Below are 16112 nucleotides of genomic sequence, written 5' to 3'. Positions count from 1 at the left end.
CGTCAGCCCGAGACGCTCGCGCGGCCGTTCTCGATGTGCCCCATCAACCGGCGGCGGAAGACGTCGTCCCCGTCCACCGTGACGGCCAGGTCGTACCAGCCGTGCGCGTCGGCCGCGGAGTGCACCACCGTACGACTGCGGCCCGGCTTCACCGTGACGGTGCGGGTCCAGTCGCGCAAGTCCGCCTCCTCGACGTAACCCAACGGGCGCACGGTGAAGGTGAGCGTGGTGCGGCCGGTGTTGCGCAGGGTGAGGTGGAGGTCGCGCTCGTGGGCGTCGATCCGGGAGGCGACCTCGGCCGCGCCGTTCCGCGCCGATCCGGCGAACTCGCGGCGGAAGCCGTTCGGCCCGGTGACCGTGAAGCGGTACGCCTCCCCGGCGACCGGCACCGTCCACCGGGCCTCGCCCTTCACGTCCCGGTGGACCGGGGCCGGGAACTCGCCCGCGTACGGGTAGAGGGCGAAGTGGGCGGAGGAGCGGCCGGTGTTGCTGAGCACCACCCGTACCGCGCCGTCCACCAGGCTCGCCCGCGCGTCCGGCTGGTAGGGCAGCGGGCGGGCCGGGCGGCGGCCGGGCTCCTGCTCGGGCATCCGCTGCACGGCGGGCGGCTTCGGCGCCCAGCGGCCGCTGAACGGCGGGATGGTGCCGGGCCGCTCCACCTCGGGACGGCGCCGGGCGCGGGTGAAGTCGAAGGCGGAGGTCAGATCGCCGGTGACGGTGCGCCGCCAGGCTCCGATGTTCGGCTCCTTCACCCCGGTCCAGCGCTCCAGGAAGCGGATCACGGAGGTGTGGTCGAAGACCTCGGAGCAGACGTAGCCGCCGACGGTCCACGGGGAGACGACCAGCATCGGGACCCGGACGCCGAGGCCGGTGGGCTTGCCCTCCCACTGCTCCTCGGTCACCTCGGCCGGGGCGACCGGCGGCGGCACGTGGTCGAAGAAGCCGTCGTTCTCGTCGTAGTTGATGAAGACCGCGGTGTGCCGCCACACGTCGGGGTGCTTGCCCAGGGCGTCGAGGATCTTGTAGACGATCGTGGCGCTGTGCACCGGCGAGGAGACGCTCGGGTGCTCGGAGTCGGCGGCGGACGGCACCAGGTAGGAGACCTCGGGCAGCGTCCCGGCCGCCACGTCCTTGGCGAACTCCTCGGCCAGCTTCCCGGTCTCCACCCGGCGCAGCGCCCGCTCGAAGAGGCTGCGCTCGGCCTTGTCCAGGGTGGCGACGCCCTCCTCCAGCAGCCCGAACAGCCGCTGCCGCTCGGCGTCGTCGGCGTCGCGTATCGCGGAGTAGAACGACTCCATGTACGTGTGGCCGCCGGTCCGGGCCAGCGCCTTGCGGGCGACGCGCTTGAAGGTGGCGAAGAACTCGATCTGGTTGTCGGTGAAGTTCTCCCACTCGGTGTATGTGCGCCAGCTGTGCCCGGCCTTCTCCAGCCGCTCGGCGTAGGTGCCCCAGTCGTAGCCGGGGTGGGTGCCCTCGTCGTACGCGTCGTTGCCGACGGCCCGCTTGCCGTTCGGCTCGTTGCCGGTCTTCCCGCTCCAGAGGTGGTTGCGGTTGGGGCTGGTGGAGGAGTGGATGGAGGAGTGGTAGGCGTCGCAGACGGTGAAGGTGTCGGCGAGCTCGTAGTGGAGCGGGAGGTCGCGGCGGTCGTAGTACGCCATGGTGGCGGCGGTCTTCGCGGAGACCCAGCCGTTCATCCAGCCGCCGGCCCACGCCTTGCCGCCACCGCTCCAGGAGTGGTCGAGCGCGCCGATGTACTGGAGATCCTTCTTCTGCGCCTCGGCGGCGTCACGCACCGGGAACGGCAGTACGGAGGCGCCCGCCGGTGCGGGCTGCTCGAAGACCGGCTTCCCGCCGGGCAGTTCGACGGCGTTGCGGTCGCCGAAGCCGCGTACGCCGCGGAGCGTGCCGAAGTAGTGGTCGAAGGACCGGTTCTCCTGCATGAGGATCACCACGTGCTTGATGGCGCCGAGCCCGTCCCGGCCGCCCCCGCCCGCCTGGGCGGGCTGTGCGGCGATCGCGGCCTGGAGCGAGGGCGGCAGCAGCGACCCGGCTGCCGCGGCGCCGAGCGCGCCGCCGCCGATCGCGAGGAGCCGACGCCGTGAGATGTCCGTGGTCAAGTGGGGCCTCCCGAGTCCTGTCGTTCAGCCCGGAAGCTAATCCGGGCGGGTGGCGGGCGGAAGGACTCGGGACGGCTGTGCGGTGAACGTCCAACAGGTCGGCCGGGAAGTCCAAGGCTGCCCGGAGCGGCGGCGCCCGACCGGCAGGACCCGTCCGGAGGCGTTCGCGCATTGACCGGCCCCCTCCCGGGCGGCAACCTTATGCCTCGTCAATTACCTTTATGGGGGGACCAGTTGAACAGCGCTTCGCACCACATCGGGCCGGATTCCGCTCCGGACAGATACCGCCTGCTCAATTCGATCGGACGGGGCGGTGAAGCCGTTCTCTACCGGGCCGAGATCGAGCTCGACGGGGCGCCGGAGACCGTGGTCGTCAAGGTCATGGACTCCAGGACCACGGTCACCGTCGAACAGTTCCAGCGGCTCAGCGCGAAATGGCGGGAGCAGGCGGAGCTGCTGCGGTTCGTGAACCGTCCTGGTGTGGTGGGGGTGCGCGAGCACTTCGAAGGACCGCCGATCCACGGGCGGGGCGCGTCCTCCACCGCCGCCGGGCGCTCGCTCGTCCTGGTCATGAACCATGTGGAGGGTCTCGACCTGCGCGACTGGCGGGAGGAACGCACCCTCACCAGCCACGCCGAGCGGCGCGAGGTGCTCCGGACGCTGGAGCAGCTGGCCGACGTGCTGGACTGGCTGCACTCGGGCCGGGCGACCCCCTCCGGCCGGACCGTCGTGCACGGCGACCTGTCGCCGGGCAATGTGATGATCGACGTGCACGGGCAGGCCACGCTGGTCGACTTCGGGCTGAGCAAGCTGACGGCCGACCACCGGACGGCGGAGGTCTGGTTCACCCCGGGGTACGCGGCGCCGGAGGTCTTCGAGGGCAAGCGAACGCCGCACACCGACCGGTACGCGTTCGGCGCGATCGCCTACTTCCTGCTGAGCGGCCAGTCCCCGCCGAGCACCCCTGAGCAGCTGCGGGCCGCCCTGTCCGCCCTCCCCCAGGTGGCCGCCGCGGCCCCGGACCGGGTGGAGCGGCTGCTGCGGATCTGCGCTGCCGAGCCGGACCGGCGGCCGGAGAACCTGACGTCCTGGGTGAAGGACGTGCGCTCGGCGGTGGTGTCGACCACGGTCACCGGGGCGTCGGCCGTCGCCCCGGTCCACGACGCCGTACCGGGCGCGAGGGCGGCGGACGCGGTCCCGGCCGCCCCGGGCTCGGAAGCGCCCGGCACGGGAACAGCGGGTACGGAGACGGCGGGTACGGGAACAGCGGGCGGGGAAGCGGGTACGGCGGTACCGGGCGTGGGAATGCCCGCCGTGCCACCGCCGCCCTCCCTGCCGCCCGCCGTCCCCGGTGCCGACGCGGCCCCCGCCTTCCCGCCGCCGATCACCGCTTCCGCCGCTCCCGGGGTGGCACCGCCCACCACCGTCCGCGGGCCTGCGACCGCGCCCCCGGCCGCGCCCGCCACCGCCCCGGAGCAACGGCCGGACGTCTCGCGGGGGCCGGGCGTCCCGGACCCGCCACGGCCCTCCGGGACGCCCGGGAAGAAGAAGGGGAAGCGGTCGGCCGTCGCCCTGACGGTGGCGGCCGTGCTCGTCGCCGCCGCGCTCGGCGCGGGCGGGGCATGGGCGCTCCTGCACGAGAACGGCGACAGCGGCCGGACGGACCACGCCGCCGACACCGCCTCCCGGACCCCCACGCCCCCGGAGTCCGGCACCGACGGCGACACGCCCGAGCCGGATTCCGACGGCACGGACGGCGGGGACAGCGACCCGTCCGCCACCCCTTCGACGCCCGGCACCGTCGCCGATGCCCGTGAGGTGTCGCTGACCACGCTGAGCCCGATCGCCGATCCCAACTACTTCGAGGTGGGGTCGGCGACCATCAACGCCCAGCAGCACCCGGAGGCCTACGTGGCGTCGCCCGAATGCAGCGAGGCCCCGTACATGGAGTTCGGCCTCGGCCGCGCCTGGCGGACCTTCGAGCTGACCGCGGGCATCGACGACGACTCGTACTACGAGTCGGGGCGGCTGACCATCAAGGTGGACGACACCACGCTGTGGGTCGGCAAGCTCGTCCTGGGCAAGCCCCAGAAGCTGTCCCTGAACGTCGAGAACGGGTTGCGGCTGCGCATCGCCGTCGACGAGGACTGCAACGGCGCGAAACTCGCGCTCGGTACCCCGCTCCTCAAGAAGTGACCCCCTCCGTGGCGGGTCCGCCTCACACCCCGATCAGTTGCAACGACCCCCACAGCGCCACCGTGGACGCGACCAGGGTGGCCGGTACGGTCAGCAGGCCGAGCCGGGTGAAGTGGCCGAGTTCGGGGGCGATGCCGTGGGCGTGCAGGATGCGGCGCCAGAGCAGGGTGGCGAGCGAGCCGACGTAGGTCAGGTTCGGGCCGAGGTTCACGCCGATCAGGGCGGCGAGCAGCGGTCCCGGGCCGGCCGCCGCGACGACCGGGAGCAGGGCGAGGATCGCGGGCAGGTTGTTGATCAGGTTGGCGAGTACGGCCGCCACCGCGGCCACCGCCAGCAGTGCGGGCAGCGAGGAGCCGTCCGGCAGGAACGCCTCGATGCCCGCCCCGAGCCCGTTGTCCACCACGGCCAGGACCACGACGCCCAGTGCGAGGACGAAGAGGCAGAACAGCGGGTGGGCGGAGCGGACGATGCCCGTGACGGTGGTGTCGCGACGGGCCAGCGCCCGGACCCCCAGCACCGCGGCGCCCGCCAGCGCCGCCCAGAGCGGCTCGGCGCCCGCGAACGAGGTGGCGACGAATCCGGCCAGGGTGAGGGCGAGGACGACGAGGGTGAAGACGGGTACGGGGCGGCGGTCCGCGTCCGGCTCCGGCGGGTGGGCCCCGGCCGCCAGGTCGTCGGCGAAGAACCCGCGGAAGACGGCGTACTCCACGGCGATGGCGGCCGCCCACGGCAGGGCCATCAGCGCGGCGAACCGGGTGAAGGAGAGACCGCTCGCGGTGAACGCCAGCAGGTTCGTCAGGTTGGAGACCGGCAGCAGCAGGGAGGCCGAGTTGGCGAGGTGCGCGCAGGCGTGAACGTACGGCCGGGGGCGGGCGCCCACCCGGGCGGCGGTGGCGAGGACGACCGGGGTCAGCAGGACGACCGTGGCGTCCAGGCTGAGTACGGCGGTGATCACGGCCGCGACGAGGAAGACCCCGCCGAGCAGGGGCCCGGTCCGCCCCCGGCAGGCGCGGGCGACCAGATCCCCGGCGGCCGTGAACAGCCCCTCGTCCGCGCAGAGTTTCGCCAGGACCAGGATCGCCGCGAGGAAGCCGACGACCGGGAGCAGGCTCTCCACCTGGGCGCGGGCCTCGGGCCAGGAGACCGCCCCGACGGCGGTCACCAGCACGGCGGCGGGTACGGCGACGGCGGCCTCGGGCAGCCCCCGCGGGCGCACCACGGCGAAGACCAGCACCCCGAGCAGCAGGGCGACGGAGACGATCTCGGCGGTGACGGTGTTCAGCGGACCCTCCGTCCGGACAGGTGAAGGGGCGGCACACCCTCCACAGGTGTGCCGCCCCTCGGGAAAGGTACCGGGTCAGCCCTCGACGCCGAGCTTCTCCAGGATCAGCTCGCGGACCCGGGCCGCGTCCGCCTGGCCGCGGGTGGCCTTCATGACCGCGCCGACGAGCGCGCCCGCCGCCGCGACCTTGCCGCCGCGGATCTTGTCTGCGATGGCCGCGTTGCCCGCGATGGCCTCGTCGACGGCCGCGGAGAGCGCGCCCTCGTCCGAGACGACCTTGAGGCCGCGCTTCTCGACGACGGTGTCCGGGTCGCCCTCGCCCGCGAGGACGCCCTCGATGACCTGGCGGGCCAGCTTGTCGTTGAGGTCGCCGGAGGCGACGAGCGCGGCGACCCGGGCGACCTGCGCCGGGGTGATCGGCAGCTCGTCGAGACCGCGGCCGGTCTCGTTGGCGTTACGGGCCAGCTCGCCCATCCACCACTTGCGGGCCTGGTCCGAGGGGGCGCCCGCGTCGGTCGTGGCGACGATCAGATCGACCGCGCCGGCGTTGAGGATGGACTGCATGTCGTGCTCGGAGACGCCCCACTCCTCCTTGAGCCGGGCCCGGCGCAGCCGGGGCAGCTCGGGGAGGCCCTTGCGGAGCTCCTCGACCCATGCGCGGGCCGGGGCGACCGGCACCAGGTCGGGCTCGGGGAAGTAGCGGTAGTCCTCGGCGTTGTCCTTGATGCGGCCGGCCGTGGTGGAGCCGTCCTCCTCGTGGAAGTGCCGGGTCTCCTGCACGATCGTGCCGCCGGAGGACAGCACCGCGGCGTGGCGCTGGATCTCGAAGCGGGCGGCCCGCTCGACGGAGCGCAGCGAGTTCACGTTCTTCGTCTCGGAGCGCGTGCCGAAGGTCTCGGTGCCGTTGGGGCGCAGCGACAGGTTGACGTCGCAGCGCATCTGGCCCATCTCCATGCGGGCCTCGGAGACGCCGAGCGCCTTGATGAGCTCGCGGAGCTCGGCGACGTACGCCTTGGCGACCTCGGGGGCGCGGGCGCCCGCGCCCTCGATCGGCTTGGTGACGATCTCGATGAGCGGGATGCCGGCCCGGTTGTAGTCGAGCAGGGAGTGGGACGCGCCGTGGATACGGCCGGTGGCACCGCCGACGTGGGTCGACTTGCCGGTGTCCTCCTCCATGTGGGCGCGCTCGATCTGGACGCGGAAGATCTCCCCGTCCTCCAGCTGCACGTCGAGGTAGCCGTCGTAGGCGATCGGCTCGTCGTACTGGGAGGTCTGGAAGTTCTTCGGCATGTCCGGATAGAAGTAGTTCTTCCGGGCGAAGCGGCACCACTCGGCGATCTCGCAGTTCAGCGCGAGGCCGATCTTGATGGCGGACTCGACGCCGATCTCGTTGACGACCGGCAGCGCGCCGGGCAGGCCGAGGCAGACCGGGCAGGTCTGGGAGTTGGCGTCCTGCTTGAGCTCGGTGGAGCAGCCGCAGAACATCTTGGTCTTGGTGCCGAGCTCGACATGGACCTCCAGGCCCATGACGGGGTCGTAGGACGCGAGCGCGTCCTCGTACGGCACCAGGTCGGTGACAGTCACGGTGAAACTTCCCTCTCAGCCCAGCAGTACGTCGTCGTCGCCGAGGCGCTTGAGCTCGCGCAGCAGCAGGGCGACACCGGTGGCGATGGCGGCGGCGGAGACGACGGCGTCGATCAGCCGGAGCGTGTCGTGCTCGGAGCGGGCCTGCCTGGCCTGCTTGAGCACGCCGACCGCGCCGAAGGCGGTGGTGCCGATGGACAGGTACGTACCGGCCTTGGACTTCTTGAATCCCTTGGCCTTGGTCAGTGCGCTCACAACGACGGAGCCTCCTCCAGCAGCGGGTGACCCCACTTTTCCACGAACGCTGCCTCGACGGCGGCTCCGACCTTGTAGAGCCGGTCGTCCTTCATGGCGGGGGCGATGATCTGCAGCCCGACCGGCAGCCCGTCCTCGGGGGCCAGACCGCACGGCAGCGACATGGCGGCGTTGCCCGCGAGGTTGGTCGGGATGGTGCACAGGTCCGCGAGGTACATCGCCATCGGGTCGTCGGCGCGCTCGCCGATCGGGAAGGCGGTGGTGGGCGTCGTCGGGGAGACGATGACGTCGACCTGCTCGAAGGCCTTCTCGAAGTCCTGCGTGATGAGCGTGCGGACCTTCTGGGCGGAGCCGTAGTACGCGTCGTAGTAGCCGGAGCTGAGCGCGTACGTACCGAGGATGACGCGGCGCTTGACCTCGTCGCCGAAGCCGGCCTCGCGGGTGAGCGCGGTGACGTCCTCGGCGGACCTCGTGCCGTCGTCGCCGACCCGCAGGCCGTAGCGCATGGCGTCGAAGCGGGCCAGGTTGGAGGAGCACTCGGACGGCGCGATCAGGTAGTACGCCGAGAGCGCCAGGTCGAAGGAGGGGCAGTCCAGCTCGACGACGGTGGCGCCGAGCGACTTCAGCAGCTCGACCGACTCGTTGAAGCGCTGGACGACACCGGCCTGGTAGCCCTCGCCGGAGAACTGCTTGACGACGCCGACGCGCATGCCCTCGACGCTGCCGTTGCGGGCGGCCTCGACGACCGGCGGGACGGGGGCGTCGATGGACGTGGAGTCCATCGGGTCGTGGCCGCCGATCGCCTCGTGCAGCAGGGCCGCGTCGAGGACGGTGCGGGCGCAGGGGCCGCCCTGGTCCAGGGAGCTGGAGAAGGCCACCATGCCGTAGCGGGAGACGCCGCCGTAGGTGGGCTTGACGCCGACGGTGCCGGTGACGGCGGCGGGCTGGCGGATGGAGCCGCCGGTGTCCGTGCCGATGGCGAGCGGGGCCTCGTACGACGCGAGGGCGGCCGAGGAGCCGCCGCCGGAGCCGCCGGGGATGCGGGTGAGGTCCCAGGGGTTGCCGGTCGGGCCGTAGGCGCTGTTCTCGGTGGAGGACCCCATGGCGAACTCGTCCATGTTGGTCTTGCCGAGGATGACGACGTCGGCGGCCTTCAGCCGCTGGGTGAGGGTCGCGTCGTACGGCGGGACCCAGCCCTCGAGGATCTTGGAGCCGACGGTGGTCGGCATGTCCTTCGTGGTGAAGATGTCCTTCAGCGCGAGCGGGACACCGGCCAGCGGGCCGAGCTTCTCGCCGGCGGCCTTCTTCGCGTCGACGGCGCGGGCCTGCGCGAGGGCGCCCTCGCGGTCCACGTGCAGGAAGGCGTGGACCTTCTCGTCGACCGCGTCGATCCGGGCGAGGTGGGCCTCGGTGACCTGGACGGCGGTGAGCTCGCCGGAGGCGATCTTCCCGGCGATCTCGGCCGCGGTGAGCTTGATGATCATGCTGTTGTCCGTCATGGCTTCTTAGTCCTCCCCCAGGATCTGCGGCACCTTGAAACGCTGCTGCTCCTGGGCCGGGGCGCCGGAGAGCGCCTGCTCGGGGGTGAGCGACGGACGGACCTCGTCCGCGCGCATGACGTTGGTCAGCGGCAGCGGGTGGGAGGTCGGCGGTACGTCTTGGTCGGCGACCTCGGAGACGCGGGCGACCGCGCCGATGATGTCGTCGAGCTGACCGGCGAAGTGATCGAGCTCTTCGCTCTTCAGCTCCAGACGCGCCAGCCGGGCGAGGTGGGCGACCTCCTCGCGCGTGATGCCAGGCATGCAGCGATCCTCAGGGGTTGGTGTGTGGTTTCGGCCGGGGCCGGCGGCAGGTGGAAATGTGCCACCGGCCCCCAATCCTATGGGGTCGCCCGCCGCGTCTTCCGCCACCTGGGCCATCGTCCGGGCCGGAGCGGGATTTCCGGCAGCGGGACGGATTCCCGGACGGCCCGTCGCCCGTCGCCCGGCCCGGTGCCCGGACGGGGCGGGCCGTCGCGTGCCGGTGCCGGCCGCGCGTACCGGCCCGGAGCCCCGGCCCGGTCAGGTCGCCGCGCGGCCCCGGGGCGGCGCGGGGCGCGGCGCCGGGCGGGGGGCGGCCGTCCGGGCGCCCGGACGCTGCTCCGGTTCCGGCGCTCCACCCGCGGCCGCCGCCGCGGCGGCCGCCAGCTCGGCCGGACGCCGCCAGCCGTGCCGCCCGCGCGCCCGCAGCCAGGCCGTGGTCTCCTGCGGCGGCATCGCGGCGGCCACCAGCCAGCCCTGCACCGCGTCGCAGCGCAGATCGCGCAGCCGCTCCCAGGTCTCGTCGTCCTCGACGCCCTCCGCGACGACCAGCAGGCCGAGCGAGTGGGCCAGGTCGATCGTGCAGCGGACGATCTCGGCGTCCTCGTTGTCCACGGCGAGCCGGGCCACGAACGAACGGTCGATCTTCAGCTCGCTGACCGGCAGCCGCCGTAGATGGACGAGGGAGGAGTACCCGGTGCCGAAGTCGTCGAGGGACATCTTCACGCCGTGCCCGGTCAGCCCGGCGAGCGTGTCGGCGGCCCGCTGCGGGTCCTCCAGCAGCACATGCTCCGTGATCTCCAGCTGGAGGGCCCCGGCCGGGACGCCGTGCCGGGCGAGCCGGGCCGCGACGCCGCCCGCGAACCCCGGGGTGTGGACGTCGCGCGGGGAGACGTTCACCGCGACCGGGACGAACAGGCCCTGGGCCCGCCACCGGGCGACCTGGGCCAGCGCCGTCTCCAGCACGTACTCCGTGAGGTGCGGCATCAGGCCGGACGACTCGGCGATCGCGATGAACTCGTCCGGAGGGACCCGCCCGCGCTCCGGGTGCACCCAGCGCACCAGCGCTTCGAGCCCGGCGACCTGCCCGTCGAAACGGACCTTCGGCTGGTAGTGCAGCTCGACCTCGCCGGCATCGAGCGCGCGGCGCAGATCGCCCAGCAGTCCCAGCCGGTCCGGGGTGTTGCTGTCCCGCTTCGACTCGTAGACCTCGACGCCCGTACGGTCCCGCTTGGCCTGGTACATCGCCACGTCCGCGCGCCGGAGCAGCCCCTCGGCGTCCAGCGCGTGATCGGGGTGGACGGCGACTCCGGCGCTCGCCTCCAGCACCAGGGTCAGCCCGTCGAGGTCGAGCGGGGAGGAGAGCTCGGCGACCAGGTGGCGGGCGACCCGCTGGGCGCTGGTGGTGGAGTCGGCGGTCGGCAGCAGCACCGCGAACTCGTCACCGCCGAGCCGCGCGGCCTCCGCGCCCCGGGGCAGCGCGAGCCGGAGCCGGTCCGCTATCTGGAGCAGCAGCCGGTCCCCGGCGAGATGGCCCAGGGTGTCGTTGACCGCGCGGAAGCGGTCGAGGTCGATCAGGACCAGCGCGGCCCTGGCCCCGACGGACTCGGCCTCCTCCAGCGCCGTCCAGGTGCGCTCCAGCAGCCACTGCCGGTTGGGCAGCCCGGTCAGCGGGTCGCGCAGTTGCTCCTCGGCACGGGCCCGGGCGATCCAGAGGGCGGAGTCCAGGGCGATCAGCGGGACGGCGAAGAGCGGCAGAAGGATCGGGGTGGTCATCGCGACGACGCAGATCAGCGGCGCGATGGCGACCAGGCCGAGCGCGGCCGTCCCCTGCCGCAGCAGGGCGGTCCGGGCGATGGTCGGCAGCCCGCCGCCCTGGGGGGTCCGCGCGTACCAGAGCAGGACCCGGGTGACCAGGAGGTAGGTGGAGGCGGCCAGGAGGACTTCCGGGACGGCGCCGATGCCCCAGTCGAGTGGGTGCCAGGGCGAGACGACGGTGTGCGCCTCGCCGAACGCCACGAGCACCAGGCCCGCCGCGCCGATGCCCAGGACGTCCACCGCGCCGTGCAGCAGCCCCTGGTACCAGCGGTGCCGGCGGGCGACACCGACGAGGACGACCACCACCAGGCTGACCAGCCCGGCGGAGACCCAGCCGTAGAGCAGCAGCACGGCCAGGGTCAGGGAGGCGCCGGAACCGGTCCCTCCCCACCAGCGGTCGCGGCCGAGCGCGACGAGATGGCCGACGATGATCCCGGTCAGGACGGCGAGGGCCCAGCCGACCCGGCCGTCGGGGAAGAGCGCTTCGCCCCCGCTCACCGTGCGATAGAAACCGGTCGCGATCAGAGCGGCCGCGATCACGATGAGAACGGCCCCCACGCTCGGTGCGAGGCCGACGAAACCTTGCGGCCGCGACATCGGTGCGGCGCTCTCGGTCGGTTTCATTCCGTCCCTCTCACAGCCGGCGATGCCGATGTCACCTGTTGGTTCCGCTCCCCGCGGCACGGCCCGGTCTCCCACCCCGCGGCCGGGCACGGCGGGTGCACGTCTCAACAGTAGGCCGCGGAAGGTGCTTACGGGCAGCGCTCGGACGCTCTTGCCCGAATGCGAACCGACCGTCCGTCAGCATCTGCTATGCACCGATCGGGTGAACCGGACATCCGCCGGGACGCTCGCCCCGTTCCGTCCGGTGACGCCCCCGATCCACCGATTCGCCCCGGCCCGCGGGGCGTCCGCCCGTCGCCGGTCCCGGACGGGCGGCCACCGCCGTCGGCGCCCGCCGGGGCCCCCGTGTCCGCCCCGTGCCGCCCGGTGGCGGCGTTCCGCCCCCGTTCCTCCGCTTATCCGCTGCCCTCCGCCGCCCCCTCGGCCGGCACCGCCGCCTCGCGCGCCGCGTCCGGACCCTGTTCGAGCAGGACGGCGAAGCCGCTCTCGTCCAGTACCGGAACCTTCAGCTGCACGGCCTTCTCGTACTTGGAACCGGGGTTGTCCCCGACGACCACGAAGGAGGTCTTCTTCGAAACGGAACCCGTCACCTTCGCACCACGGCTCTGGAGCGCCTCTTTCGCGCCATCCCTGGTGTGGCCCGCGAGCGTGCCCGTGACGACGACGGTGAGCCCTTCGAGGGGGCGCGGCCCCTCGTCCTCCGCTCCCGTCTCGTCCTCCATCCGGACCCCGGCCTCGCGCCACTTGCGCAGGATCTCCCGGTGCCAGTCCTCGGCCAGCCACTGCTTCACCGAGGCGGCGATGATCGCGCCGACCCCGTCCGCGTCGATCAGCTCCTGCTCGGTGGCCTCGTCGATCCGGTCCATGGAACGGAACTGACGGGCCAGCTCCGCGGCGGCGACCGGGCCCACATGGCGGATGGAGAGCCCGGTGAGGATGCGGGCCAGCGGGGCGTTCTTCGCCGCCTCGATGGCGTCGAGCATCGCCAGGGCGTTCTTCCTCGGCTCGCCCTGCTGGTTGGCGAAGACCCGGGCGATCTTCTCCTCACCGGTCTTCGGATCGCGCTTGGGCAGCCCGCTGTCCTGGTCCAGGACGTAGGCCCGGATCGGCAGCAGCTCCTCGACGGTCAGCCCGAACAGATCGCCCTCGTCGCGCAGCGGCGGTTCGGCGGGCTCCAGCGGCCGGGTGAGCGCCGCGGCGGCGACATAGCCGAAGTGGTCGATGTCGAGGCTCTTGCGCCCGGCGAGATAGGCCACGCGCTCGCGCAACTGGGCCGGGCAGGAGCGGGCGTTGGGGCAGCGGAGGTCGATGTCGGCCTCCTTCATGGGCCGCAGCTCCGTACCGCACTCGGGGCAGTGCGACGGCATCACGAAGGCCCGCTCGGTGCCGTCGCGCAGGTCGACGACCGGGCCGAGGATCTCCGGGATGACGTCACCGGCCTTGCGGAGCACCACCGTGTCCCCGATGAGGACGCCCTTGGCCTTCACCACGTTCTGGTTGTGCAGGGTGGCGAACTCCACCTCGGAACCGGCCACTTCGACCGGCTCGACCTGGGCGTACGGCGTGACCCGGCCGGTCCGGCCGACGCCGACCCGGATGTTGACCAGCTTGGTGTTGACCTCCTCCGGGGCGTACTTCCAGGCGATCGCCCAGCGCGGGGCGCGCGAGGTGGAGCCGAGCCGCCCCTGGAGCGGGATCTCGTCGAGCTTGACGACCACCCCGTCGATCTCGTGCTCCACCGAGTGCCGGTGCTCCCCGAAGTACGCGATGAACTCCCGCACCTCGGCCAGGGAGCCGACCACCTTGTTGTACTTGGCGGTGGGCAGCCCCCACTCGTGGAGCAGCTCGTAGGCGTGCGAGAGGCGGTCGATGTCGAAGCCCTCGCGGGCGCCGATGCCGTGCACCACCATGTGCAGCGGGCGGGTGGCGGTAACCTTCGGGTCCTTCTGGCGCAGGGAGCCGGCCGCCGCGTTGCGCGGGTTGGCGAACGGCTTGTCGTCGGCCGCGACGAGCCGGGCGTTCAGCTCCTCGAAGGCGTCCATCGGGAAGAAGACCTCGCCGCGGATCTCGACCAGCTCCGGCACCCGGTCGCCCTTCAGCCGGTGCGGGATCTCGGCGATCGTCCGGACGTTGGGGGTGATGTCCTCGCCGGTGCGGCCGTCGCCCCGGGTGGCGGCCCGGGTCAGCCGTCCGTGCTCGTAGGTGAGGTTGACCGCCAGGCCGTCGACCTTCAGCTCGCACAGGAAGTGGTGGTCGGTGGTGCCGACGTCCCTGGCGATCCGCTCGGCCCAGGCGGCCAGCTCCTCCTCGTCGAAGGCGTTGTCCAGCGAGAGCATCCGCTCGCGGTGCTCGACGGAGGTGAACTCCGTGCGGTACGGCCCGGCGACCTTCTGGGTCGGCGAGTCCGGCGTGCGCAGCGAGGGGTACGTCTCCTCCAGCGCCTCCAGTTCGCGCAGCAGCCGGTCGAACTCGGCATCGCTCACGATCGGCCGGTCGTTCACGTAATAGCGGAAGCGGTGCTCCTCGATCTGCTCGGCGAGGAGCTTGTGGCGCTCCTGGTCCTGTGCGGGCACCGTCGTCTGCTGTTCGCCGGCCATCGTCTCGTCCTCCCGTTACCCGTTGCCCCGTTACTCAGGGTTGTCCGCGAGCGATCTCGCGGCCCGGACGCAGTGGGCGAGCGCGGCGCGCGCGTAGGCGGGCGAGGCACCCGCCAGCCCGCACGACGGGGTGATGGCCACGGACTCCGACAGAGTCCCCGGATTCAGCCCCAGCCTGCGCCACAGCGTCCTGACCCCCATGACGCTACCGCCCGGGTCCGACAATCCGCCCGAGGCCGGGTCGGTGCCCGGCACCACGCCGAGGAAGAGGTGGGTGCCGCCCTCGACGGCTTCCCCGATCGCCTCCTCCTCACGCTCGGTGAGCAGCGAGAAGTCGAAGGAGATCCCGTCGGCCCCGGCCCGGCGCAGCAGCGCGAACGGCACCTCGGGGGCGCAGGTGTGCACCGTCGTCGGCCCGTCCCCGGCGGCCGCGAGGACGTCGCGCAGCGTGCTCTCGACGATCTGGCGGTCCACGGCGCGGTGGGTGCGGTAGCCGCTGGCCGTCCTGACCCGCCCGCGCAGTACGGCGGTGAGCGAGGGTTCGTCGAGCTGGAGGACGATCCGGGCACCGGGCACCCTGCGCCGCACCTCCGCGAGGTGGGCGCGCACCCCTTCGGCGAGCGAGCCCGCCAGGTCGCGGCAGGCGCCGGGGTCGCCGAGCGCGGCCTCGCCGCCCCGGAGTTCCAGCGCGGCGGCCAGCGTCCACGGCCCGACGGCCTGGACCTTGAGCGGCCCTTCGTACCCCTGGGTGAACTCCTCCAGGGCGTCGAGGTCCTCGCCGAGCCAGGAGCGGGCCCGGCGGGTGTCGCGGCCGGGCCGGTCGCTGATCCGCCAGCCGCTCGGCTCGACGTGCCCGTACAGGTCGACGAGGAGGCCGATCGTCCGTCCGATCATGTCCGCGCCGGGTCCGCGGGCGGGCAGCTCCGCCAGGTACGGCAGCCCCTCACCGCCCGCGAAGGAGCCGGTGACGGTCTTCGCCGCCTCCCGGGCGTCTCCCCCGGGCATGGACCCGATTCCGGTGGCCTGACAACCGCTGAACCCGCTCTTCTCGCTCACCCGGAAAGACTAAGGGCTGTCCCGTCGGGGATGACGGAACAGCCCTCGGGGCCTGTCCGGAGCCGGTCCGTGGTCGGCGGTCAGCGGCCCGGGCGGACCGTCAGGTCGTTGACCTCGGCGTCGCGGGGCAGGTCGAGGGCCATCAGGATCGTGGTGGCCACCGACTCGGGATCGATCCAGCGGGCGGCGTCGTACTCCTTGCCCTCCTGGCGGTGGACCTTGGCCTGCATGGGGGTGGCGGTGCGGCCGGGGTAGACGGAGGTCACCCGGACCCCGTTGCCGTGCTCCTCGTGGCGCAGCGAGTCGGCGAGGGCCTTCAGGCCGTGCTTGCTCGCGGCGTACGCGCTCCACTCGGCGTGCGCGGCGAGGCCGGCGCCGGAGTTGACGAAGACCACGTGGCCCTGGGCGACGCGCAGTTGCGGCAGGAGGAGCCGGGTCAGCTCGGCGGGGGCGACCAGGTTGGCGTTGAGCTGGAGGTGCCATGCCTTGGGCGTCAGCTCACCGACCGGCCCCAGCTCCACGGTGCCCGCGACGTGCAGCAGCGAGTCGACCCGCTCGGGCATCTTCTGGTGGGCGAGCGCCCAGGAGAGCCGGTCCGGGTTGGAGAGGTCGCCGACGAGCGTGCGCGCGCCGGGGTGGAGCTCGGCGAGCTCCCGCGCCCGGCCCGCGTCCCGGGCGATCAGCACGGTCTCGTCACCGCGCTCCAGCAGACGACGGGTGACGGCGGCTCCGATGCCGGATCCGGCGCCGGTGATGACATGAGTGGACATGCCCTTCATGATCG

Annotated in this window: 11 protein-coding genes; 1 reads left to right on the top strand and 10 read right to left on the bottom strand. The window is 72.8% G+C overall.

Annotation, left to right across the window (positions count from 1 at the left end):
* Window positions 1-2: 2 nt before the first annotated feature.
* A complete protein-coding gene (locus ACWC97_RS32325) occupies window positions 3-2117 on the bottom strand; it encodes a phosphocholine-specific phospholipase C (RefSeq protein WP_352280828.1) in 2115 nt (704 codons plus the stop codon).
* A 234-nt stretch (window positions 2118-2351) separates the two neighbouring features.
* Between ACWC97_RS32325 and ACWC97_RS32320 the strand changes: the two genes are divergently transcribed.
* Window positions 2352-4313 (top strand): protein kinase domain-containing protein, encoded by a 1962-nt coding sequence (locus ACWC97_RS32320; protein WP_450653212.1) that lies wholly within the window; start codon window positions 2352-2354, stop codon window positions 4311-4313.
* 22 nt (window positions 4314-4335) lie between these two features.
* On the opposite strand, the gene ACWC97_RS32315 is transcribed toward ACWC97_RS32320, so the two are convergent.
* The 9 genes from ACWC97_RS32315 to ACWC97_RS32275 all read right to left on the bottom strand — a co-directional run bounded on the left by ACWC97_RS32315 (window position 4336) and on the right by ACWC97_RS32275 (window position 16098).
* The gene (locus ACWC97_RS32315; protein WP_450653238.1) at window positions 4336-5595 is read right to left on the bottom strand and encodes an SLC13 family permease; all 1260 of its coding nucleotides are present in this window, start codon (window positions 5593-5595) and stop codon (window positions 4336-4338) included.
* Window positions 5596-5670: 75 nt separating this feature from the next.
* Complete coding sequence (gene gatB, locus ACWC97_RS32310; RefSeq protein ID WP_352280831.1) at window positions 5671-7179, bottom strand: Asp-tRNA(Asn)/Glu-tRNA(Gln) amidotransferase subunit GatB; 1509 nt, start codon at window positions 7177-7179, stop codon at window positions 5671-5673.
* Window positions 7180-7194: 15 nt separating this feature from the next.
* Window positions 7195-7434 (bottom strand): hypothetical protein, encoded by a 240-nt coding sequence (locus tag ACWC97_RS32305; RefSeq protein ID WP_352280833.1) that lies wholly within the window; start codon window positions 7432-7434, stop codon window positions 7195-7197.
* The gene (gatA, locus tag ACWC97_RS32300; protein ID WP_352280835.1) at window positions 7431-8933 is read right to left on the bottom strand and encodes an Asp-tRNA(Asn)/Glu-tRNA(Gln) amidotransferase subunit GatA; all 1503 of its coding nucleotides are present in this window, start codon (window positions 8931-8933) and stop codon (window positions 7431-7433) included. The genes ACWC97_RS32305 and gatA overlap by 4 nt, the downstream gene beginning before the upstream one ends.
* Window positions 8934-8939: 6 nt before the next feature.
* Window positions 8940-9236, bottom strand: coding sequence for an Asp-tRNA(Asn)/Glu-tRNA(Gln) amidotransferase subunit GatC (gene gatC, locus ACWC97_RS32295; RefSeq protein ID WP_007266718.1), 297 nt, complete (start codon window positions 9234-9236; stop codon window positions 8940-8942).
* Between the two features lie 258 nt (window positions 9237-9494).
* Complete coding sequence (locus ACWC97_RS32290; RefSeq protein WP_450653209.1) at window positions 9495-11675, bottom strand: putative bifunctional diguanylate cyclase/phosphodiesterase; 2181 nt, start codon at window positions 11673-11675, stop codon at window positions 9495-9497.
* Window positions 11676-12070: 395 nt separating this feature from the next.
* Window positions 12071-14272: an NAD-dependent DNA ligase LigA gene (ligA, locus tag ACWC97_RS32285; protein ID WP_450653207.1), complete on the bottom strand. Its 2202-nt coding sequence runs from the start codon at window positions 14270-14272 to the stop codon at window positions 12071-12073.
* Window positions 14273-14302: 30 nt separating this feature from the next.
* The gene (locus tag ACWC97_RS32280; RefSeq protein WP_450653205.1) at window positions 14303-15328 is read right to left on the bottom strand and encodes a methionine synthase; all 1026 of its coding nucleotides are present in this window, start codon (window positions 15326-15328) and stop codon (window positions 14303-14305) included.
* 80 nt (window positions 15329-15408) lie between these two features.
* Window positions 15409-16098, bottom strand: coding sequence for an SDR family oxidoreductase (locus tag ACWC97_RS32275; protein WP_352280749.1), 690 nt, complete (start codon window positions 16096-16098; stop codon window positions 15409-15411).
* Between the last annotated feature and the right edge of the window lie 14 nt (window positions 16099-16112).

It is taken from the genome of Streptomyces sp. NPDC001108 (assembly GCF_053598535.1).
Note: the sequence above shows the minus strand (reverse complement) of the source record. Positions and strands in the feature narration are given on the sequence as shown.